Source organism: Gardnerella coleohominis (assembly GCF_002896555.1).
GTDB lineage: Bacteria > Actinomycetota > Actinomycetes > Actinomycetales > Bifidobacteriaceae > Bifidobacterium > Bifidobacterium vaginale_F.
Genome location: NZ_MNLH01000001.1, coordinates 329,970 through 351,953 on the forward strand (window position 1 = coordinate 329,970; position 21,984 = coordinate 351,953).

The 21,984-nt window shown below is 39.1% G+C and carries 15 protein-coding genes and 2 pseudogenes; 15 read left to right on the forward strand and 2 right to left on the reverse strand.

Annotated features, from left to right (window positions below):
* Positions 1 to 41: 41 nt before the first annotated feature.
* Positions 42 to 3,014: an NAD-dependent DNA ligase LigA gene (gene ligA / locus BFS05_RS01245; protein ID WP_258004171.1), complete on the forward strand. Its 2,973-nt coding sequence runs from the start codon at positions 42 to 44 to the stop codon at positions 3,012 to 3,014.
* 3 nt (positions 3,015 to 3,017) lie between these two features.
* The gene (locus BFS05_RS01250; protein WP_103084241.1) at positions 3,018 to 4,226 is read left to right on the forward strand and encodes an Mrp/NBP35 family ATP-binding protein; all 1,209 of its coding nucleotides are present in this window, start codon (positions 3,018 to 3,020) and stop codon (positions 4,224 to 4,226) included.
* A gap of 119 nt (positions 4,227 to 4,345) precedes the next feature.
* Here BFS05_RS01250 and BFS05_RS01255 read toward each other — a convergent pair whose 3' ends face one another.
* On the reverse strand, positions 4,346 to 5,716 hold the full coding sequence (locus BFS05_RS01255; RefSeq protein ID WP_103084242.1) for a DUF349 domain-containing protein: 1,371 nt from the start codon (positions 5,714 to 5,716) through the stop codon (positions 4,346 to 4,348).
* A 94-nt stretch (positions 5,717 to 5,810) separates the two neighbouring features.
* On the opposite strand from BFS05_RS01255, the gene hisS reads away from it, so the two are divergent.
* The 13 genes and pseudogenes from hisS to BFS05_RS01315 all read left to right on the forward strand — a co-directional run bounded on the left by hisS (position 5,811) and on the right by BFS05_RS01315 (position 21,406).
* Entirely contained in the window at positions 5,811 to 7,211 is a 1,401-nt protein-coding gene (gene hisS, locus BFS05_RS01260; protein ID WP_103084243.1) for a histidine--tRNA ligase, read from the forward strand.
* A 93-nt stretch (positions 7,212 to 7,304) separates the two neighbouring features.
* Positions 7,305 to 9,101 (forward strand): aspartate--tRNA ligase, encoded by a 1,797-nt coding sequence (aspS, locus tag BFS05_RS01265; RefSeq protein WP_103084244.1) that lies wholly within the window; start codon positions 7,305 to 7,307, stop codon positions 9,099 to 9,101.
* A 221-nt stretch (positions 9,102 to 9,322) separates the two neighbouring features.
* Positions 9,323 to 10,132: an amino acid ABC transporter ATP-binding protein gene (locus BFS05_RS01270; protein ID WP_103084245.1), complete on the forward strand. Its 810-nt coding sequence runs from the start codon at positions 9,323 to 9,325 to the stop codon at positions 10,130 to 10,132.
* A 69-nt stretch (positions 10,133 to 10,201) separates the two neighbouring features.
* Positions 10,202 to 11,035 carry a glutamate ABC transporter substrate-binding protein gene (locus tag BFS05_RS01275; protein WP_103084246.1) on the forward strand — a complete coding sequence of 278 codons (834 nt, stop codon included), beginning with the start codon at positions 10,202 to 10,204 and terminating at the stop codon, positions 11,033 to 11,035.
* Positions 11,035 to 11,712, forward strand: a complete 678-nt coding sequence (locus BFS05_RS01280) for an amino acid ABC transporter permease (protein ID WP_103084247.1) — start codon at positions 11,035 to 11,037, stop codon at positions 11,710 to 11,712. Before BFS05_RS01275 ends, BFS05_RS01280 begins: the two co-directional genes overlap by 1 nt.
* A gap of 16 nt (positions 11,713 to 11,728) precedes the next feature.
* Positions 11,729 to 12,832 (forward strand): amino acid ABC transporter permease, encoded by a 1,104-nt coding sequence (locus tag BFS05_RS01285; RefSeq protein WP_103084248.1) that lies wholly within the window; start codon positions 11,729 to 11,731, stop codon positions 12,830 to 12,832.
* 307 nt (positions 12,833 to 13,139) lie between these two features.
* Complete coding sequence (locus BFS05_RS01290; protein WP_103084249.1) at positions 13,140 to 14,567, forward strand: UTP--glucose-1-phosphate uridylyltransferase; 1,428 nt, start codon at positions 13,140 to 13,142, stop codon at positions 14,565 to 14,567.
* A gap of 451 nt (positions 14,568 to 15,018) precedes the next feature.
* Positions 15,019 to 15,742 (forward strand): annotated as a pseudogene (locus tag BFS05_RS07125) (helix-turn-helix transcriptional regulator); the annotation flags it as partial.
* Positions 15,743 to 15,816: 74 nt separating this feature from the next.
* Positions 15,817 to 16,956 (forward strand): annotated as a pseudogene (locus tag BFS05_RS07130) (helix-turn-helix transcriptional regulator); the annotation flags it as partial.
* Positions 16,956 to 17,324, forward strand: a complete 369-nt coding sequence (locus BFS05_RS01300) for a hypothetical protein (protein ID WP_103084251.1) — start codon at positions 16,956 to 16,958, stop codon at positions 17,322 to 17,324. The pseudogene BFS05_RS07130 and the gene BFS05_RS01300, both read left to right, overlap by 1 nt.
* A gap of 103 nt (positions 17,325 to 17,427) precedes the next feature.
* Positions 17,428 to 20,109: a DEAD/DEAH box helicase gene (locus BFS05_RS01305; protein WP_180978550.1), complete on the forward strand. Its 2,682-nt coding sequence runs from the start codon at positions 17,428 to 17,430 to the stop codon at positions 20,107 to 20,109.
* A 196-nt stretch (positions 20,110 to 20,305) separates the two neighbouring features.
* Complete coding sequence (locus BFS05_RS01310) at positions 20,306 to 20,653, forward strand: RNA polymerase-binding protein RbpA (protein WP_103084252.1); 348 nt, start codon at positions 20,306 to 20,308, stop codon at positions 20,651 to 20,653.
* Between the two features lie 45 nt (positions 20,654 to 20,698).
* Positions 20,699 to 21,406 (forward strand): HAD hydrolase-like protein, encoded by a 708-nt coding sequence (locus BFS05_RS01315; protein WP_103084253.1) that lies wholly within the window; start codon positions 20,699 to 20,701, stop codon positions 21,404 to 21,406.
* Between the two features lie 329 nt (positions 21,407 to 21,735).
* Here BFS05_RS01315 and BFS05_RS06760 read toward each other — a convergent pair whose 3' ends face one another.
* Positions 21,736 to 21,918, reverse strand: coding sequence for a hypothetical protein (locus tag BFS05_RS06760; RefSeq protein ID WP_219726409.1), 183 nt, complete (start codon positions 21,916 to 21,918; stop codon positions 21,736 to 21,738).
* Between the last annotated feature and the right edge of the window lie 66 nt (positions 21,919 to 21,984).

A 21,984-nucleotide genomic window follows, 5' to 3' on the forward strand; every position in this document is an offset into this window, starting at 1 on the left:
TTTATTCCACTGTTGGGCGTGGGGTAGCGAAAGGGATAACAATGAGTATAAGCAAAAAAGCTGCAGATAACCAAGACGTGCAACTGTCACTTTTTGATTTTGACAATCAAACTTATGCTCAAAACTCTAATACAAACACAAATACAGCTAGTATCACAGACAACAATGCAGATGCTAGCTATACAGATGCTAGCTATACGGACAGCAGCAATAGCAATACAGACAGAAACAATTCCATCGAACATACTGCACATACTTGGAGTCCGAATATAGATATAAACGAATGGATTTCTAAACTAGAACCAACAGATGCAGATGCGCTCGCATTAGAAAATGTACAGCCATCGTTATTAACAACAGAACAAGCCGCTAGACTATGGGCAAAATTAGCAGCATGGACTCAATCTGATCAGATTGCTTACTATGTAGAAGATTCGCCTACAAGCTCAGATGCAGCATACGATGCACGTATGAGAATGTTAAGCGCTCTTGAAGCAACATTCCCAACATTAGACACCCCACAATCTCCAACGCACCGCGTGGGTGGAACTTTTTCGAATGATTTCGCTTCTGTAAAACACCCATCTAGAATGATGAGTTTAGATGATGTATTTTCTTTTGATGAATTGAAAGACTGGTATGACAGCGTAATTCGCGATTTAAACTGGCCAGAAAACAAGCCTCTACCTATGACATGTGAAGTTAAAATTGACGGTTTAGCGTTGAATTTAATTTACAGAAATGGAACTCTTGAACAAGGTCTTACTCGAGGGGATGGAGTAACAGGCGAAGATATCTCACTTAACGTAAGAACTATTGACGCTATACCTACACAATTACATGCTGAAAATTCCGATGATATTCCAGAATTTGTGGAAATACGCGGCGAAGTATTTATGACATGGGAAGATTTCCGCAAACTTAACGAAGAACAAGAAGATGCAGAAAAACCACTATTCGCTAACCCAAGAAATGCGGCAGCTGGGTCCTTGCGTCAAAAAGATCCTAGAATTACAGCATCACGTCATTTAAGCTTTTTTGCACATGGCCTAGGTGAATTGCGCTGGAAAAATTCAACTCGTCACGCAAATAGCGAAACAACATTTAATCAATCTGATGCTTATTCGTTATACAAACAATGGGGTATTCCTGTTTCTCCTTATACTCGTAACGTCAATAATTTTGAACAAATTCAAGACATGATTGATTATTATGGTGAGCATCGAGCGACCGTAATACATGCTTTGGATGGAATTGTTATTAAAGTAGACGATCGCGCTTTGCAACGTAAACTTGGAGCAACTTCGCGAGCGCCAAGATGGGCTATTGCATATAAATACCCGCCTGAGGAAGTGAATACGCTTCTTAAAGATATTGTTGTACAAGTTGGAAGAACTGGAAGAGTAACTCCAGTAGCAATACTCGAACCGGTAACAGTGGCAGGATCTACTATTTCTCGTACAACTTTGCATAATGCGTATGAAGTTGAGCATAAGGGAGTTCTTATAGGGGATACCGTCGTCGTGCGTAAAGCTGGAGATGTAATACCAGAACTCGTGGGTCCAGTTCTTGCAGCGCGTAATGGTCATGAAAAAGAATTAAGAAAATTCGTAATGCCGGAATTATGCCCATCTTGCGGCGCAAAGCTTGCTCCTGCAAAAGAGGGGGATAAAGATATTCGTTGTCCTAATGTTGAAAACTGCCCAGCTCAACTTACTGAGCGAATAATTCACTTGGCTTCTAGACAAGCTTTTGATATTGAGAATTTGGGTGATGCTTCGGCTTTAGCTTTAACTAATCCTGAAGATTCTAGACCAGCTACATCAGAGGTTTATATAGAAGATGAGAATATAAAGCGAATTGCTATTCAACGAGGATCTTCTGTTACTCCTACTCTTCCAAAGTCAAGTTGCGATCTTCCTCTTCCTCAAACTCCTGTTCTAACTAGCGAAGCTGATATTTTCAATATTAGTGCTGAAGATTTACGCAATGTTAAAGTTTGGAAGGAAATTCCTCTTGTTGAAGAATGGGAAGAAGTAGGAAAAGACGGAAAATTAAAGAAGAGATCAAAGAAAATTGGCGGATCTGGATTATGGAATCTGGTACCTGCTTTTTGGACTCGTAAACTGGAAGCTAAGCGCGTAGAGCAAAAAACGATATTATCTAGTTCTAAAGATGAATATGAAAATAACCCTACTGATATTTCTGAAAATACTTCTATAGAACAATTTGACCCTAATTATCCTGGATTTGAAGTTCCGCGCGATGCTTTTGTAACCGAAATAAGAGATAAACAAATACGTCAAGATGGTTGTCTTGTTACGATTGGTGTGCCTTTTTATAAGCGCCCTAGTGAAACTACAAGAAGCATGCTAGAAGAAATATCACAAAAAGGTAAATCTGCAACTTTGTGGAGAGTTCTAGTAGCGCTTTCTATACGCAGACTTGGCCCTCCAACTGCTCGATTAATTGCTGAGCATTTTGGGTCTTTAGATAATATTTCTAATGCTTCTATTGAAGAGCTTACAAATATTAATGGAGTTGGTCCTGAGATTGCTCAAGCTGTTTATGATTGGTTTGAAAAATCTAAGGATCCTAATGATTGGCGAAGTGAAATTTTACGCAATTGGAAAGAAGCTGGCGTAGTCGGTAATCCTGATTCTTCTAATAAGCTTGAACAAACGCTTAGTGGAAAAACTGTTGTTGTTACAGGTTCTTTAGAAGATTTTACTAGAGATTCTGCTAAAGAGGCTATTTCTTCTAGAGGCGGTAAAGCCGCGTCTTCTGTTAGCAAAAATACTTATTGTGTAATCATTGGCGAAAATGCTGGGTCAAAGGCAACTAAAGCACAAGAACTCGGCATACCTATGTTGAATGAAAAACAATTTAAGATTTTATTGGAAACAGGTAGCTTAGAAGAAGCATCTCAGGCGGATCTAACGCTAGATGAATTTATTGACACTTCGCTTGACAATGTAAATACGAATACAAAAGAAAACGAAATGGAATCTTAATAAATGGAAGATTCAAATCAGATAGCGACAAAAGTCTACGACCTTCTTGGTAGTGTAATAGATCCTGAGTTAGGGCGTTCAGTAACAGAACTGAATATGGTAACTGGCGTAAGTGTATCTGAAGCGCAATGCGATACTTCATCGTGCAAAAACTTACAGCCTGATTACGATAATACTTACGAACCTAATCACGAGACTGATTACGAACCTAATTACAAGCCCACTTACAATGTTGATATCAATCTTGAACTTACAGTTCCAAACTGTCCTCTAGCGGAAGTTATAACAGAAAGAGTAAAAGAAGCAGTATCTAAATATCCCAAGATTAAACTTATACCGCATATTACTACTGCAGCTATGAGCGAAGATAAACTTGCAAAACTTGTATCTGATTTAAAAGCTGAGCGTAAAGAAAACCCTTTTAATAAATCTGGAAATCATACCCGAGTTTTCGCTATTGCTTCAGGTAAAGGCGGTGTTGGAAAATCTTCTATAACCGCTAATTTAGCTGCGACTTTTGCAGCATTAGGGTACGATACTGCCGCGATTGATGCAGATGTTTATGGTTTTTCTTTACCTCGAATGTTTGGGGTCAATTCGCAACCTACAAATTTAAATGGCATGCTTATGCCTGTTGTAGCTTGGGGAGTGAAACTTATTTCTATCGGCATGTTTGCAGGCACAGATCGCGCTATTTTATGGAGAGGGCCGCGATTACAACGTTCCTTAGAACAGTTTCTTTCAGATGTTTGGTGGGGGAATCCTGATATTTTACTTCTAGATTTAGCACCAGGAACAGGGGATATGGCTTTAGCTGTTGCTCAATCATTGCCAAATGTTGAAATTATTGTTGTTACAACACCTCAGCCAAGTGCTTCAGATGTAGCAGTTCGCGCTGGTCTTATGGCCTTACAAATTCCTGTTAGCGTTACAGGTGTTGTTGAAAATATGAGTTGGTTTGAAAACAATGGAGAACGCCTAGAAATTTTTGGGTCAGGCGGCGGAAAACGAGTAAGTGAGCAGCTTTGCAAAGCCTTAGATAAGAATATACCTCTTTTAGCGCAAATTCCGTTAGATACGTCAATTCGAGAATTATGTGAAAGCGGTAGGCCTGCAGTACTAACAGAAAAAGGTGAATTAGCAGACACCGAATTAGCTAATACTTTTGTTAAGTTAGCTAATTCCTTAATGAAAGATTCAACTCGTAATTAAGAATATACAAATATGAGGCCACTTGAATTTCAAGCAGCCTCATATTTATTCAGAAAATTTTATAAGCTAAAACTAAACCATTACTTAATAGAACTAGCTAATAGTACTTCTTAAAAGAATTACTTAATAGCGTTAAGCCATTGTTCCTTAGTGGCTTTTTCTGCTTCAAGCTTAGCTTTACGATTCTTATCTGTTTCCTTTGCAATTGCAGCATCAAGCTCATCAAGTTGTGCCTGTAATTGCATAGCAAAGCTAGATTTACGAGCGTTAGCTTCAGGATCTTCATCCTTCCACGCAGCCTCTTCAACAGCTTTAATTTTCTTATCTACATCGTTCAAACGAGCTTCAATACGACGCATATCTTCGCGAGGAACGTATCCGATTGCATCCCACTGTTCTTGAATAGCAGATAATTCTTTACGCGCTTGTTTAGCAGCTTCTTCGTTTTCAACAGGAAGCAATGCTTCAGCTTGCTTCAATAATGCTTCCTTCTTAGCAAGATTTTCTTTCTCGCTAGCATTCATTTTTTCACGATCAGCCTGACGAGCATGATAGAAGACATCTGCTGCTTCACGGAACTTGGTCCATAATTCATCATCATGCTGACGACCAGCGTTTCCAGCTTTCTTCCAACGATCCATCAAAGCATTGAACTTCATAGAAGTCTCACGCCAATCGGTAGAATTCTTCAAAGTTTCTGCTTCAGCAATAATTGCTTCCTTGGCATTTTTAGCGCTATCGCGTTCAGTATCGCGCTCTTTAACCCATGCGTTACGTGCTTGAGTAAATGTTGAACGAGCCTTAGAGAATCTCTGCCACAAAGCATCTGCATCCGCTTTATTCAAATGAATGCTATTGCGCTGATGCTGCTGCCACTTGTCGAAAAGCGAGCGCAGTTTATCTCCTAGAGAACGCCAATTAGTTGAATCACTCATATTTGCAACTAAGGATTCAGCTTGCTCTACAATTGCAGTACGTTCTTTTAATGCTTTGTCAATAGCATCTTTACGAGCTTTAGCAAGTTCTTCTTTCTTCGATTCACCACGAGATTTGAGTTCGGCGTGTCGCGCACGTAAAGCAGCGATATCACCAACAACTGCTGGCTCAGCTAATTCAGCTTCCAAAGTGTTAACTGATTCATCAATTTCTTTAGGTTTTACGTTAGTAGATTCGAGCCTTTTTTCAAAAAGATCCAGCTTTATCTTCAAATCTAGATAGCGGTGTACGTAGAAAGTAAGAGCATCTTCTGGAGTTCCAGTTGAATACTGTCCTACTTCGCGTTCAGCGTCACCTTCTCGCACGTAAACAGTGCCATTTTCGTCAACTCTACCAAATTTTTCAGCGCTTTTTACATCTTCCTCGCTGTATGAAACAGTAGGGGCTTGGGCAATAACGCGGGTCTTATGAGCAAAGTTTGCAGGCGACGGCGCATGCGGCTTTGGTGTAGCGTTGACTTGGGTATTTTCTTCTGGTTTAGTCTGTTCGGTCACGGGACGACTCCTTACAGCATATGCACGGTAACAGTATTACGAATAGTATAACTTTTGGCCATAATTTTCCGTAACATAACCTATTATAGTGTGCATGGTACAAGGCTCATCAATATCTGGTTTTCCTGAATGGCTTCCTAGTGAGCGCGCTGTAGAACAGCGTGTCATCGATACACTTCGAGAAGTTTTTGAACTCAACGGCTTCATAGGCATTGAAACTCGTGCTGTTGAACAGGGTTCGAGTCTTTTAAAAAAAGGTGAAACTAGCAAAGAAATTTACTTATTATCAAGGTTGCAAGAAGTAGGTCAAGAATCCGACACTCCAGTAGAAGATCGTATCGGTTTACACTTTGATTTAACTGTTCCTTTAAGTCGATATGTTGTTGAACACACGGGTGATTTAGCGTTCCCATTCAAGCGTTGGCAAATGCAAAAAGTTTGGAGAGGAGAGCGCCCTCAAGAAGGTCGTTTCCGTGAGTTTGTTCAAGCTGATATTGACGTTGTAGGAAATGGCGAATTGCCTTCACACTACGAAGTTGAGCTTCCTCTTGTTATGGTTGAAGCTCTTGAACGTTTAAGAGAGTTTGGTTTACCAAAAGCTACCGTTCACGCCAATAATCGTAAGCTTTCTGAAGGTTTTTATCGCGGTATTGGCTTAAGCGATATTGAGGGAGTTCTTCGAGAAATCGATAAGCTTGACAAAATTGGCGCTGAAGAAGTTGCTAAGCTTTTGGTAAAAGAGTGCGGCGCTACAGCTTCTCAAGCTGCTGCATGCTTAGAATTGGCTGAGCTTACCGCCGAAACAGGAGATGAGTTGAAGTCTCGTTTCGACGGATTATGCGACAAGCATAATATTTCTCGAAATGAAGATAACGAATCGTACGCTTTAGCTTCACAAGGTGTTGAAACTCTTGCAATGATTGTCGACGAAGCTGCACGTATTCGCCCAGGCGCTGTTGTTGCTGATTTGAAGATTGCTCGTGGACTTGACTACTACACTGGTTCTGTTTACGAAACTTTCCTTGACAACGCAGAATCTCTTGGATCAATTTGCTCTGGCGGCCGCTACGATAACTTAGTTTCACAGGGTAAGAAGAAGTATCCGGGTGTAGGACTTTCTATCGGCATGTCTCGATTGCTTTCTTATATGCTTCATACAGCAGGCACTACAGTTTCTCGAGTTTCTCCTGCTGCAGTACTTGTTGCAGTTTGGAATGAGGAGGATCGTCCTGCGTGCAATGCTATCGCTAGAACTTTGCGAGAACGTGGTATTGCAACCGATGTTGCTCCTAGTGCAGCAAAGCTTGGTAAGCAGATAAAATATGCTGACAAGCTCGGCATTCCTTATGTATGGTTCCCTGCAGATAGCACTGAATCAGAATCATCTCATGATGAAGTAAAAAATATTATTACTGGCGAGCAGGAAACAGCGGATGCCACGTCTTGGCAACCGGATACTGTTTATGCCCGGCAGACAGTTTCTTGCGCTAAATAATATTCTTGCAAATTTGCTTGAATGTTGCGCGCAAAATCATGTCAATAGAAACAAATGAATATATCAATATTAGATTGTAGAGGAAGTGGACTTATGAGCCAGACGGCGTATCGCACACATCATGCCGTTGAAGTGACTGAAGAATTAGTCGGGCAAAAAGTAACCATCGCTGGTTGGGTTGATCGTCGCCGTGATCATGGTGGCGTTGCATTTGTCGATGTTCGTGATAACACAGGTTTAGTTCAGGTTGTTATTTACGATGAAGAAACTGCACGACCATTGCGTAGTGAATTCGTTGTACAAGTAACCGGCGAAGTTCGCTTGCGTCCAGATGGCAATGAAAACGATCATTTAGCTACTGGAAAAATTGAGATTGTTGCAGAAACTGTTACTATTCTCGCAAAATCAGACGCTTTGCCATTCCAAGTTTCAACAGCTTTGGAAAACGAGTCCGAAAACAAGCTCCCAAGCGAAGATGTTCGTTTGAAGTATCGCTATCTTGATTTGCGTCGCCCATCTATGCAACGCAATTTGAAGCTTCGCTCTGATATGGCTAAAGCTGCTCGTCACGCTTTGGAAGACATGGACTTTACTGAAGTTGAAACACCAACATTTATTAAGTCCACTCCAGAAGGCGCTCGCGACTTCGTTGTTCCAGCTCGCTTGGTTCCAGGCTCTTGGTACGCACTTCCACAGTCTCCTCAGCTTCTAAAGCAGTTGCTCATGGTTTCTGGTGTTGAACGTTACTATCAGCTTGCTCGTTGCTATCGCGATGAAGACTTCCGTGCTGATCGTCAGCCTGAGTTCACTCAGCTTGATATGGAAATGAGCTTTGCAAGCCAAGAAGATGTTATGGCTATGGCAGAGCGAGTTATCGCTGCTATTTGGAAGGAAGCCGGTCACGAAATTACTCTTCCTTTGCCTCGTATTACTTGGCAGGAAGCAATGGATAAGTATGGTTCCGATAAGCCAGATTTGCGTTTTGGAAACCCACTTGTTGAATTAACTGACTTCTTTAAGAACACTCCATTCCGCGTGTTCCAGGCTTCATACGTTGGTGCTGTGCTGTTTAAGGGCGGCGCACAAACTCCTCGTCGTCAGTTTGACGCTTGGCAGGATTGGGCTAAGCAGCGTGGAGCTAAGGGATTGGCTTACGTTATCTTTGGTGAAGATGGCGAGTTAAAGGGTCCTGTTGCTAAGAATCTTAGCGAAGAAGAACGCGCAGGCCTTAAGGAAGCCGTTGGAGCAGAAGATGGCGATGCAGTGTTCTTCGCAGCAGGTTCCCGCGAGTCTTCGCAGCTTTTGCTCGGTGCTGTTCGTGTAGAGCTTGCTAGCCGCGCAGGATTGCTTCACCCAGATGAGTTTGCTTTCACTTGGGTTGTTGACTTCCCACTGTTCAAGCGCACTGATGATCCAGATGATGACGACGTTGCTGTTGGCCACTCAAAGTGGACTTCTATGCACCATCCGTTTACAATGCCATCTGCTGATTGGATTGATAAGTTTGATCAAGATCCAGAGCATGCTATGAGCGATTCTTACGATATCGTGTGCAACGGTAACGAAATGGGCGGCGGATCCGTTCGTATTCACCGCGACGATATTCAAGATCGTGTGCTTAACGTTCTTGGAATCGATAAGGCTGAGGCTGACGAAAAGTTCGGCTTCCTGCTTGAAGCTTTCAAGTATGGTGCTCCACCTCACGCTGGTATTGCTTTGGGCTGGGATCGTACTGCTGCAATTTTGGCAGGCGCAAGCTCAATTCGCGACGTAATCGCATTCCCTAAGGCTGGCGGCGGACGCGACCCTCTAACTGGTGCTCCTGCTCCAATTTCTGACGAGCAGCGTGCTGAAACTGGCGTTGATTACGATCCAGATGAAGACGAGTAAAGTTAAAAAATAAAAAATACTAAAAACGTGTAATATATAAATAAATTTTATTGTTTGAATTATATTTTCATACAATAATCAATATATGTTACGAAAATATATGCCGTTGATAACGAGAAACGCCAATTCTTCGATATCGGCGGCATTTTTGTAACTTAAGAGTTACAAAAAGTAACTATGTTGACAACTACGCGTAACACAAATCTATTAAAATTTTCGCTATGAACAAACAAGAATCAACACAAAAAAATATTTCAGAAGATGTTTATACAAGTTCTGATAGTGAACAATCAGAACAGCCTCTAGTTGAATTAAGCCATGTTGAAAAACATTTTGGCAAGCTTCACGTTCTTAAAGACATAAATCTTACTGTTAATAAAGGTGAAGTTTTGGTAATAGTAGGTCCTTCTGGATCAGGAAAATCTACTATGTGCCGCACTATAAATCGCCTTGAAACCATTGACTCCGGAGATATACGAATCGATGGGAAACCACTTCCACAAGAAGGAAAAGAGCTTACAGCTTTGCGAGCCGAAGTTGGCATGGTATTCCAATCTTTTAATCTTTTTGCAAATAAAACAATCTTAGAAAATGTAACTCTTGCTCCTATGAAAGTACGCCATATGGATCAGCAAAGCGCTGAATCTCTCGCAATGGAATTGCTTTCACGAGTTGGAGTAGACAATCAAGCAAATAAAATGCCTTCACAACTTTCTGGCGGACAGCAACAACGCGTAGCTATAGCTAGAGCGCTTGCAATGCAACCAAAAGTTATGCTTTTTGACGAACCAACTTCAGCATTAGATCCAGAAATGGTTAACGAAGTTCTTGACGTTATGGTCGAACTAGCTAAAGAAGGAATGACAATGATCTGCGTAACTCACGAGATGGGCTTCGCACGCAAAGCTGCAGATCAAATAGTGTTCATGGCAGATGGAAGAATACTAGAAAAATCTACTCCTGAAGAATTCTTCGAACATCCAAAAACTGATCGCGCAAAAGATTTCCTTTCCAAGATTCTTACGCATTAATCTGCTTTTTGTTTTATCGTTCAGTAAAAATCCTGAAACTTTAAAACAGTTCTTATGAAGGGAAAAGATATGAAAATATTACAAAATCGCATTTTTCGTGCGATACTAGCAATGCTTTGTACCATATGTTGCGTTATGCCACTTACAGCATGCGATCGTAGCGATGGTAAAAAAGTCATACGGATCGGTATCAAATTCGATCAGCCTGGCATAGGTTTTAAAAAAGCTGGAACTTATGTTGGATTCGACGTTGATGTTGCAAAGTATGTTGCTAAAAAGCTTGGATATTCTGAAGATCAGATTGTGTGGAAAGAAGCACCTTCTAAGCAACGAGAAGCAATGCTACAAAATGGCGATGTTGATATGATTGTTGCTTCGTATTCCATTACGGATGCTCGTAAAAAAATGGTGACATTTGCAGGACCATATTTTATTGCTGGTCAGGATTTACTAGTTCGAAAAGATGAGCATAAAGTAAGCGGTCCAAACGATTTGGACGGAAAGCGTTTATGCTCAGTAACAGGCTCAACGTCTGCAATTGCTATCAAAGAGCGTTACTCTTCAAAAGTACAGCTTATGCAACAGCCTGGTTATGCAGAATGTGCAACTGCATTATTCTCAGGAATTGTGGATGCAGTAACAACAGACGATATTATTCTTGCTGGTTTAGCAACTGCTTCTCGAGGTCGTTTAAAGCTTGTAAACAAGCCATTTACCGAAGAACATTACGGCATTGGGATTAAAAAAGGCAATAAGAAACTAGCCAAACGCATTAATGAAGCACTAAAAGACATGATTAAAAATGGATCATGGAAACGAGCTTTAGACGATAATTTGCGCGGAACTGGTTTTAAGCCAAACGCAACTTATAATCCACCTATTCCTAAGGAAGGTGAGGAGTAATGCAAGATTTTATTCAACTTTTTTCATCATATAACGTTCCGGGTGCCTTCCTCGTTAATATAGAAATAACACTGTGGAGCATACTATTTTCTACAATTCTCGGCATCATATTAGTTGTTATGAGAATAAGTCCTATTGCGTCATTACGTCTTATTTCAACTATTTATGTAGAATTTTTCAAAAATATGCCTTTAACGATAATCATGGTTTCTATGGTTCTAGGCGTGTATGCTCAATTAAAAATTGGATTCTCGCCAATATTTGATGTGAATTTCTTCTGGCTTGCTATCACAGGATTATCGCTTTACACTGCAGCATTTGTCTGTGAATCTTTACGCTCAGGCCTTAATACTGTTCCTGTTGGGCAAGCGGAAGCATGCAGAGCATTAGGATTAAATTTCTTCCAATCTGCAACGCAAGTAATTCTTCCACAGACTTTTTGTGGATCTGTTGCACCTTTAGGAAATACATTTATTGCATTGCTGAAAAATTCCACGGTTGCGGCAGCCGCGTCCGTTGCTACTGAAACTTCAACAATGATGAGCGAAATGATTGAAAAACACGCAGATTTAATCATACCTATATTCCTCATTTTCGCTTTTGGATACGTTATTTTAATTATCCCAATCGGAATTCTCACAACGTATCTTTCAAACAAATTGGCAGTACGAAGGTAAAAAGAAGGTGAATATTATGTCTAATAAAGAACAGTCACTTTTATTTGATACTCCGGGTCCAAAAGCTTTAAAAAAGATACGCATCGCTAACATTGTTGCAGGAATAATATTCGCATTATTTATTGTTGCGATTCTTATGCGCTTAGCTAATCCACCACAGGGAGAAAATCAATTATCCTGGGAACTTTGGAAACCAGCAATAGAATACGAAGCATGGGTTGATTTCTATCTTCCTGGATTATGGATGACTCTAAAAGCATCATTACTTGCAATAGTTGGATCTATAATCTTTGGATTATTCTTCGGATTATGTAGGTTACTACCGAATATAGTTATACGAGGAATATCGTCGATTATCGTAGAATTTTGTAGAGCTGTTCCAGTTTTATTGCTTATGATTTTCTTATGGAGAGGATTTGCTTTTTCTGGAATAAAAAACGCATCATACTGGGCTGTAGTTCTTGCTTTAATCTTGTACAACGGTTCTGTTGTTGCTGAGCTTGTTCGTGCAGGAGTTGGCAACTTGCCAAATGGACAGCGCGAAGCATCTCTTGCTCTTGGATTAAGCCACTATCAATCCTTAACTCAAATAGAAATGCCACAGGCTGTTATAGCTATGATGCCTGCAGCTGTAACTCAAATTGTTGTTGTGTTAAAGGATACAGCTCTGGGCTCAATCATCATGTACACTGACTTGCTACAAGAATCAAGACGATTGGGTTCAATGTATTTTAACATTTTGCAAACTCTTTTCGTTGCATCAATAGTGTACTTCTTCATATGCTGGGTACTTTCGTGGTTTGCACAATGGCTTCCAGAACACGTTAAGAACCGTACTGCAGCTCCAACAGAGCCTGAACCTGTTGCACCTATCGCAATTATGGATCCTTCTAACGTTAATCAGATTGCTGTTGCTAAAGAAGTTGAAGAGCTACCTCATGGTGGTACTCCACGCCGTTATCACGTACATCATCGCGGTACTAATGCTTCGATTCATCATTGGCGCCAAACTCGCTACTTGCAAGGCTACGATGAGCATCATAACGGGCTTCAAAATGAAGAAAACGAAGAAAACGAAGAAGGTGAAGAAACCAACCATTCAAGTCATAGTAGCGAATGATTATGCTAATAGTGATTTGTTACTGATTGCACCTAATAGATGAGTATTGGTATAATAACCTCATATTAATAAGTGAATTATCTTGAGTTTAAATTTTAATAGCATATTTGAATTCAAGCTAGTTACACTGATGCCAATAAAATCTATTTTGGTTTGAAATGTCGTTAATGCGTCAACGGAGACGTGTTAACGGCATTTCATTTATTTGCAATACTCTTAAATTGGGAAAATTAATCCGAGTATTTGCGTCACTTTGTGCAAATAGATAGACTGATATGTAAAAGTGTGTAAATAGGAGGCTAATAATATGGATGAAGCGTTCGAATTGTCTGCCGCAAAGATGCGTAAGCAGGGCATGAGTGACACAGCGATAGCACAATTTTCACACTTATACGATATTTGGAATAACAATAAAGCAGGATCTTTTATTCGTGAACATGATGTCGAGCCAATAAAAACTGTTCCAAGTTTTCATGAAATTTATGAAACTATAGATCACGATAAAGCAGTTAAAGCTTTTGCAAAAACAGCTTTTATAAAACTTAATGGCGGTTTAGGCACTTCAATGGGATTGTCGTGCGCGAAATCTTTACTACCGGTTCGCAGGCATAAAGCTCGCCAAATGCGTTTTATAGATATCATAATCGGACAGGTTCTTACGGCTCGCCAACGCTTAGGCGTCGAATTGCCTCTTATTCTTATGAATTCTTTCCGAACTTCTAAAGACACTTTGCAAGTTTTAAAGCGCAATCGAAAATTTGTACAAAACGAAATTCCGGTAGAAATTATTCAGCATCAAGAGCCTAAGATTCTAGCCGAAACGGGGGAGCCTGTTTCTTATCCTGAAGATCCTACTTTAGAATGGTGCCCTCCTGGACACGGTGATTTATATTCAACTCTTTGGGAATCGGGCATATTAGATATATTGTCTGATCACGGTTTTTCGTATTTGTTTATATCAAATTCAGATAACTTGGGCGCTCGTCCATCTAGAACTCTTGCCCAATATTTTGAAAACACTCATGCGCCTTTTATGATCGAGGTTGCAAAACGCACTCAAGCAGATAGAAAAGGCGGACATATTGTTCGAGATTCCGAAACCGGACGCATGCTTTTAAGAGAAATGAGCCAAGTGCATCCTGAAGATCGTAGATCTGCTCAAAGCATAAATAAGCATCCGTATTTTAATACGAATAATATTTGGATTCGAATAGATGCTTTGAAAAAACTGCTTAAAAAATATAATGGCGTTTTACCTTTACCAGTTATTTGCAACAATAAAACTGTAGACCCTACTAATCTTGAAAGTCCTAAAGTTGTACAACTTGAAACAGCTATGGGAGCAGCTGTATCACTTTTTGACGAAGCAATTTGTGTAGAAGTTGATCGAATGCGATTCTTACCTGTTAAAACTACAAACGATTTGTTTATTATGCGCTCTGATCGTTTCCATTTAACCGATTCTTATGAAATGGAAGATGGTAATTACATATTCCCAGATATTGATTTAGACCCAAGATATTATCGCAATATTAATGATTTCAACGAGAGATTCCCATACTCTGTTCCTGCATTAGCTGCAGCTAAATCGGTTACTATAAAGGGAGATTGGACCTTTGGCAATCAAGTTTCAATGTTTGCTGACGCTGTTTTAGAAGATACAGGAGAGCCAAGCTATGTGCCTAACGGAGAATTCGTAGGCCCTCAAGGAATTGAACCTGATTCATGGGTATAATTCATATTTAAATATTTAATTTTTATTCGCAAATTGTAGGCATAACTTATAAAAGCTATGCCTATTTTCATATGTAAAATAGGTGAAATATTATATATTTTTTCGATTTAACCATATTAAAACGCAAAAATACTATAAAAACCAGCATAAAAATTACAACAAACAGCAAATATTAAGAAAAATCTTAACAAAATACAGTTTTTAGCTATTAAACAATATATGGGCGTGTCGCGTAAAATTGGCTTAATATCAACGTTTTTAGCGTGTACATTAAAAAATATAGAAGAAAAATATAATGTTTTTCTAAAAATGTCCACACGTATGAGAAAACACCATTAAAATAGAAAAGGCATGCTTGTAAGTAGAAGTACAAAAGCTTCAAACAAACGCTATTATTAATAGTGTTAATAGCATGAAAGAAAATACACCAAGCAACGATACGTGAGGAATAATGGCAGAAGGAACTAACGGAAGGCGACGTTTTTCCGATAAATGGGGCAAGCATGAATTAGATGTGCTCGCTGTATTATCTTCCGCATTCCCGCAATGGTTAACTTCAAGGCAAATAGCGCAACGAGTTAAAGCATATGCCGATTCTTATGGGGAGCTTGCAGATCAAGCAGCTAAAGCAGCCTTTGCAAAACAGTTCCAAAGAGATCGCGCAAAACTTGCGGCTATGGGAATTGCAATCGAATCGCGTCAACCAGAATATTCTTCAAAGTCTGAAGGACAGGACTTCGCTTCATATCGTCTACAGCTTGGCGATGAACCTAGAGTTCGTTTACGCTTTAAGCAAGATGAACTTGCAGTGCTTGCCGCAGCTAATTATTTAGCACGTTCTATGTCAATTTCGTCTTCTGAATCCAACCATCACGAGCAGCCACATACATCTAGAACAGCTCCACGCGTTCCACAGGCTCCTGTTCCAGGATTAGGATTAGATTCTATTGCTCCAGGATTAGGTACTCAAGTTATTCCTGATGACTTGGTAAAAGTTATTGATTCACGTCGCTTTGCTGCAACTGTTGACGTTGATGGCGAACATTTGAATGTTGCATATACAGATTCAGATGATTTAGCTATGTTCGTGCTTGAACATCCTGGTTCTTCGATTGTAAGTCCTAAAGAAGCAGTTGATGCTTTCCATCGTAGACTTCATGCTGCTACTCAATTTGAATCTTGCGATGATAATTCTCCTTATGCTCAGGAAAATACTGATGAAGGAGAAAATGCAGATAATTTACCTATAGATCCTGAGAACGATAAGCCACATCAAAAGAAAGGCACTTCATTCCAAACAGGAAGTGAAGTTGACCGTAGATTGCGTTTAATGCTATTCCTCTCAGCTCATTTAGGTGAGGAATTCCCGCTGAACGAACTTGCTGTTCGCTTTATTGGAAACCCTAAGAATGAAGATGAATTGCGTCGATTTGTTGCAATTTTACAAAAGGATGTGAGCACTCTTCTTACAGTTTCTGATGACGGAGAAATGGCTGGAAGTCAATTCTTTGAGATTGACTGGTCTTTGCTTGAATCCGAAGGCATTGTTTCAGCAACAAATTCTTTGGGTCTTGAACGTTTAGCAGGAATTTCACAGCAATATATGAGTATGCTAACTGCATCTGTAAATTATCTTGCACACTCACCATTGCTTCCTGATGCTCAGCGTCAACAAGCAGAATCCTTATATATGCGTTTGCGCAAGCATGTTCGTCCTGGTGAAACTCCATGGCTAAGCTTAACTGGATATGAGATAGAGCCTCGCAATTGCTCTATCGTTAGAAGCGCAATTGCATCTCATTCTTTGCTTGATATGGAATACACAGATGGCGCTGGTAGGACTCGTCGTAAAGTAGTAGCACCTTCTAAAGTTTATGTTGATGAAGGCGTTTATTACGTTGCTGTTTGGACCGATGTAGAAAAGCAAACGCCTGAAGATAAGCGATCTTTGGTTGCTAAAGATACTTCGATTAACAAGGCAAACGGTTTGCCAAGAATTTGGCAAGTACTTCGAGTAGCAAGAATTGAGCGCGCAGAAGTTATTAAGCCATTGTCTGAAGTTACAATACCTGATGTTCCTGTTAGTGAGTTACGAACCTGGAGTTTCGACAATGGAACAGAAACTTCATTTATAACTGACGAAACAGATTTGAACTTTGTAAAGAATCTTTCAGGAGCGCGTGTAGAACCATATGGAAATGGATTGAAAGTACACTTAAACGTGTCTTCAGATTCTTGGTTTGTAGCATTCTGCATTGCACATGCGCGCCATATTAAAGCTGTTGCACCAGAAACATTGCGCACGATGATTCTTGCTCGCACGGAGCGCGAATTAAGTATTGAACAGGGCGGTGTAGAGCATTCTGAAGATAGTTCGGAGGTGCGCTAATGCCTTGGTGGATTTGGCTGATTCTTGTTTTATTCTTCCTTATTATGCTTTGCGCAGGATTGCTTTATGTTGCGTGGAGATTTAATGAAGATTTTACTGTTGTAGCTGAAACAGCGGATAAGCTTTCTGCTATTTATGAAGCAGCAGAAAATGAAGAACCAGAACCTAGGGACGATAGGCCATTCTTCACGCGTCCTGTTGTTGACGCGGCTCGACGTTATGAAGCTGTTTATCAAAGAGTTCTTATAAAAGAAGAGCATAAAAATGAGCGTCGCCAAGCAACTTGGAAGCGTTGGGGCGAAAAATCTTTGCGCGAAGAAGATCTTAATGCTGAGAAATTAGCAAATTCTAATAAATCATCTGATTAGTAATTAAAAGAAGATTGAATATGGCTAGTCATTAATACTTATGGTGGCTAGCCATATTTAAGTTAAAAATAAATACAATAGTAAGAAAGCTGCACTTGTTATAATGAACAATTCTTCATCTCATAAACATAAAGAAACAAGTGATACTTCAAACTCCTACAGCGATAATCTTTCACCAGCACAGAGATACGCGTCTTTCCGTAAAAATCAAGAATATAAGCAAACAATGGCATCCAAATTCGAAAAAACTTTGCCATTTGAACTTGACGATTTTCAAAAAGAAGCTAATAACGCATTAGAGAAAGGCGACAATGTATTAGTTGCAGCGCCAACCGGAGCTGGAAAAACTGTTGTAGCAGATTTTGCGGTTTTTCTTGCTGCAAATAAAGGAGTAAAAGCATTTTATACTACTCCTATAAAAGCTTTAAGTAACCAAAAGTATCATGATTTATGCGAAATTTATGGTTCAGATCATGTAGGTTTACTCACAGGAGACACATCTGTTAATCCTGAAGCAGATATAGTAGTTATGACTACTGAAGTGTTGCGAAATATGCTTTATGAGCGTTCTATTACATTACAATCTTTAGGATATGTAATTCTAGACGAAATTCACTTCCTAGCAGATAAATTCAGGGGAGCAGTATGGGAAGAAGTAATAATTCATCTTCCTAAATACGTTACTATTATCGGTCTTTCAGCTACTGTTTCTAACGTAGAAGATTTTTCAGCATGGATAACTTCAGTTCGTGGAAAAACTCATTTAATTGTTGACGAGCATAGACCAGTACCATTAGAGCGACACGTAATTATTCAAGAAGATTACGAAACAGAGCCTGAAATATTAGATCTTTATGACACTAAAAAAGGCGACAATAGGCGAGTGAACCCTGCCCTAACTAGGACTCTTTCACAATGGGAAGATCGCGCTATAAGAAGAAGAATGTCTTTTGACAAAAGAGCAGGAAAACGTTTTAGCGCGCGCAAAAAATCTCATATAACATTAAAAGAAAATGGACGCGTAAATTACAAGCTAAAAAAATCTGAAGATAAATTATCAGCCTGCCGTTATACGCCTCGCAGATGGGCTGTTATTGACGAATTAGACTATTGCGGCATGCTTCCCGGTATTTATTTTATCTTTTCTAGATCAGGATGCGATCAAGCTGTGCAACAATGCTTAAACGCAGGCTTAGTTCTTACAAGCGACGAAGAAATGTATGAAATACGAAGAATCGTTGATTCAATAGTCGCAAATCAGCTAACTAAATCAGATTTACACGCATTAAATTTTGAGCGTTTCCGTTACGCTTTAGAACAAGGTTTTGCGCCACATCATGCCGGAATGATTGCATTATTCAGACATATTGTTGAAACATTATTCGAAAAAGGTCTTATAAAAGTAGTTTTTGCAACTGAAACTCTTGCTCTAGGTTTAAATATGCCAGCTAGAAGTGTTGTTGTAGAAAAACTCGTAAAATTCGACGGAACTGGTCATGTTCCTTTAACGCCTGGAGAATTCACTCAATTAACTGGACGAGCAGGACGACGCGGTATTGATACTATAGGACACGCTGTTTTAGTTGACCACTCAGATTTTGACCCTAACCAAGCAGCAGCGCTATCAAGTAAACGAGTATACCCATTACATTCAAGCTTTGTTCCTACATTTAATATGGCTGTTAACTTATTAAATAACAGCGATGTTAATACTGCTAGAGCTACTTTAGACGCATCTTTTGCACAATGGGAAGCAAATTCTTCAGCTCAAAAACTACACTCTAGAATAAAAGAGTTGACAGAAGCTCTTCAAGCTTACGAAGATGCTTTCCACTGTGAAAACGGCGATTTTGCTGAGTTTATGGATCTTAGAATGAAGCTTAAATATGCTCAACATGATCAGCGTAAAAAGCTTAAGCACACTTTCTTTGCAAACGATTCTGAACGATCTCTTGCATTTAAAGAGTTAGATAATACTATTGCTAAGCTTCGCGAAGAAGAACGATCACACCCATGCGCTGGATGTAAAGACATACAAGATCATTTAAGATGGGGATACCATTGGGCACGCGAAAAGAAAGAATTAGATCAAGTTAAAGAACGATATGAATCTAGAACTGGATCTGTAGCTCGCTGCTTTGATCATATCTGTGAAGTACTTTACTCACTGGATTATTTATCCGTAAATAAAAGCCAATCAAAACACTCTGAGCAAAATAAGTCATTTGTAAGTGAAGATAATGCTTATTTGACAGATAAAGGTCAATTATTGCGCCGACTATATAACGAGCGTGACATCGTATTTTCTGAAGCTATTTGCGAAGGATTGTTTAACAATCTTTCTCCTGTAGAGTTAGCTTCATGCTTATCTTCATTAGTTTATGAATCTAGAGGTATTTCTTATTCAGAACCTAAAAGATATCCAGGCGGATCAGATGGCGCTGTATTTATAACAATAGCTAAGCTTAAAGCTTTATTTATGGATATAAATAACTTGTGCGTTAAGTATAAATTGGAACCTTTAAGACCACTTGAATGCGGAGCAATTGACATGATGTATGACTGGGCTCAGGGCGCAGATTTGTCAATGATTTTGCAAAACAGTGATGTTACTGGAGGCGATTTTGTACGTCAAGCAAAGCGCTTAATCGATATTCTTACACAATTATCATCATCTGAAAGCTATTTAAACGCTATTGGAAACGTTGACTCTTCTTTGACAAGTAAAGCTAAAGAAGCTGCTAATTTAATAAATAGAGGAGTGGTCGCATATTCTGATTTATGATTTTCATAATTTATATTTTCTATAATTTGCAGTTTATAATTTGTATTTTCAATACGTATAAAGAATTAACTAAAAAATATTGCTATCAATAAATTGTGGTGTATCGTTGACTTAGATAACTCTGAAACGTAACATTGCACAAGTTCGTCCGAGTGATTCGATAGCTTAAATAGGTATTATGTTTTAAGGAGAAAAAATGGCAGAACGCAGTTTGCGAGGAATGAGTATTGGCGCAAAATCTTTGGAATCAGATGACAACGTTGATTTTGCTGCACGCGTCGACGTTGCTTACGTATGTCCTAAAGGTCATAGAACTATTCTTCCTTTTGCTCAAGGAGCAGATATACCAGAGGAATGGGAATGCCGCTGTGGAAACATTGCTCACAAAGAAGGCGACGAAGATATCCAAGATGACGAATTTAACAAACAATCTCGTACTCATTGGGATATGCTTTTAGAGCGTCGTAGCGAAGAAGAACTGAAAACTCTTCTTGAGAAACGCTTGAAAATGCACAAAGAAGGCTGGATTCCAGATTATGAGTGATATTCTACAAAACGACGTTCAAGTACAAGTAATACAGGAAATGCTATGAAAGTCGTCTTGTTAGATTTAGACGGTACTATTACACAATCTCATGAGGGAATTATTGCGTGCGCGAAAAAAGCTATGCAAGAGCTTAACATGCAAATCCCTGATGACGCTGAAATGCATCGTTTTATAGGTCCGTCTATTCTGGAATCTTTCCAAAGAAATCATATGCCTGAAAATTTGCAAACTTTAGGTGTTAATTTATATCGTAAGTATTATTCAGAAGTTCCAACTTTTGATGATCCTAATAATCCAGGCACGCTTATTACAGGCAATTTCTTAAATCGTCTTTACGATGGAATAGAAAATCAGCTTAATATTCTTCGAGATTCAGGCTTTTATCTTGCTATTGCCTCTTGCAAACCTGAATATCAAATTATTCCTATAGCGAAACGTTTTAACATCGAAAATATGGTTGATGCAATTTACGGTGCGAGCCGAGATACGTCTCGTATTAAAAAATCGCAAGTTATACGTTATGCATTTAAAAATATAGGATTTAATTATGACTCTGGCGATAGAGCATTAATGGTTGGCGACCGTTGGACTGATGCTGACGGAGCTAAAGAATGCGGCATAGATTGCTTGGGCTGTGGATGGGGTTATGCAGAGCCTGGAGAATTAAATAAGCATAAAGCATATCGTGTTATAGATAACGTAAATGAGTTATCTTCTGCAGTAATTGAATATTTTAATAAGCTGAATTAGTTTACGATTATTAGAGCGATATTCTTGCTAATAAAACGATATTCTTGCTAATAATAAGATTCCGTTTAAGCGTAAATGAAATAATATGTTTTATTATCTGACTGGTCTTAAGTAGAAAACTTATTTATATAACCGATAATGTACGTTATGTCAAATTAGATTATTTTAAATACTCCTATATAACACATACGCTTATTACTACCACTCAGAATCCTCTTCCGATTCCAATTCCAAGAATTCCGAGAATTCTGTATTAAAAAAAATATTATTTAAAAATCACATGCACAAAAAACTATAGATAAAAATACTATCTAATTATTTCATTATTTCTATCTGTATCCATTAATAGAATCTTCTTGCTTAGTCGCAATAGATAAATGGACGATTATTACCGTAATACTTAAAATCCAAATCACTATGAAAATAATCCCAGAAACAACAAAAATAAAATCGAACATTTGTGCCATATCTGAGTTAATTGCCACAAATCCTTGCATTATTCGATAAATCATAGAAGAAACCATCGCTATTGGCAGCGCAAAACAATGCAATACAACACTCAGCCAGCTTACTTTTGG

Coding starts and splice junctions, on each gene's coding strand:
- ligA (WP_258004171.1), top strand. CDS start 42: ATGAGTATAAGCAAAAAAGCTGCAGATAACCAAGACGTGCAACTGTCA.
- BFS05_RS01250 (WP_103084241.1), top strand. CDS start 3,018: ATGGAAGATTCAAATCAGATAGCGACAAAAGTCTACGACCTTCTTGGT.
- hisS (WP_103084243.1), top strand. CDS start 5,811: ATGGTACAAGGCTCATCAATATCTGGTTTTCCTGAATGGCTTCCTAGT.
- aspS (WP_103084244.1), top strand. CDS start 7,305: ATGAGCCAGACGGCGTATCGCACACATCATGCCGTTGAAGTGACTGAA.
- BFS05_RS01270 (WP_103084245.1), top strand. CDS start 9,323: ATGAACAAACAAGAATCAACACAAAAAAATATTTCAGAAGATGTTTAT.
- BFS05_RS01275 (WP_103084246.1), top strand. CDS start 10,202: ATGAAAATATTACAAAATCGCATTTTTCGTGCGATACTAGCAATGCTT.
- BFS05_RS01280 (WP_103084247.1), top strand. CDS start 11,035: ATGCAAGATTTTATTCAACTTTTTTCATCATATAACGTTCCGGGTGCC.
- BFS05_RS01285 (WP_103084248.1), top strand. CDS start 11,729: ATGTCTAATAAAGAACAGTCACTTTTATTTGATACTCCGGGTCCAAAA.
- BFS05_RS01290 (WP_103084249.1), top strand. CDS start 13,140: ATGGATGAAGCGTTCGAATTGTCTGCCGCAAAGATGCGTAAGCAGGGC.
- BFS05_RS01300 (WP_103084251.1), top strand. CDS start 16,956: ATGCCTTGGTGGATTTGGCTGATTCTTGTTTTATTCTTCCTTATTATG.
- BFS05_RS01305 (WP_180978550.1), top strand. CDS start 17,428: ATGAACAATTCTTCATCTCATAAACATAAAGAAACAAGTGATACTTCA.
- BFS05_RS01310 (WP_103084252.1), top strand. CDS start 20,306: ATGGCAGAACGCAGTTTGCGAGGAATGAGTATTGGCGCAAAATCTTTG.
- BFS05_RS01315 (WP_103084253.1), top strand. CDS start 20,699: ATGAAAGTCGTCTTGTTAGATTTAGACGGTACTATTACACAATCTCAT.
- BFS05_RS06760 (WP_219726409.1), bottom strand. CDS start 21,918: ATGATTTATCGAATAATGCAAGGATTTGTGGCAATTAACTCAGATATG.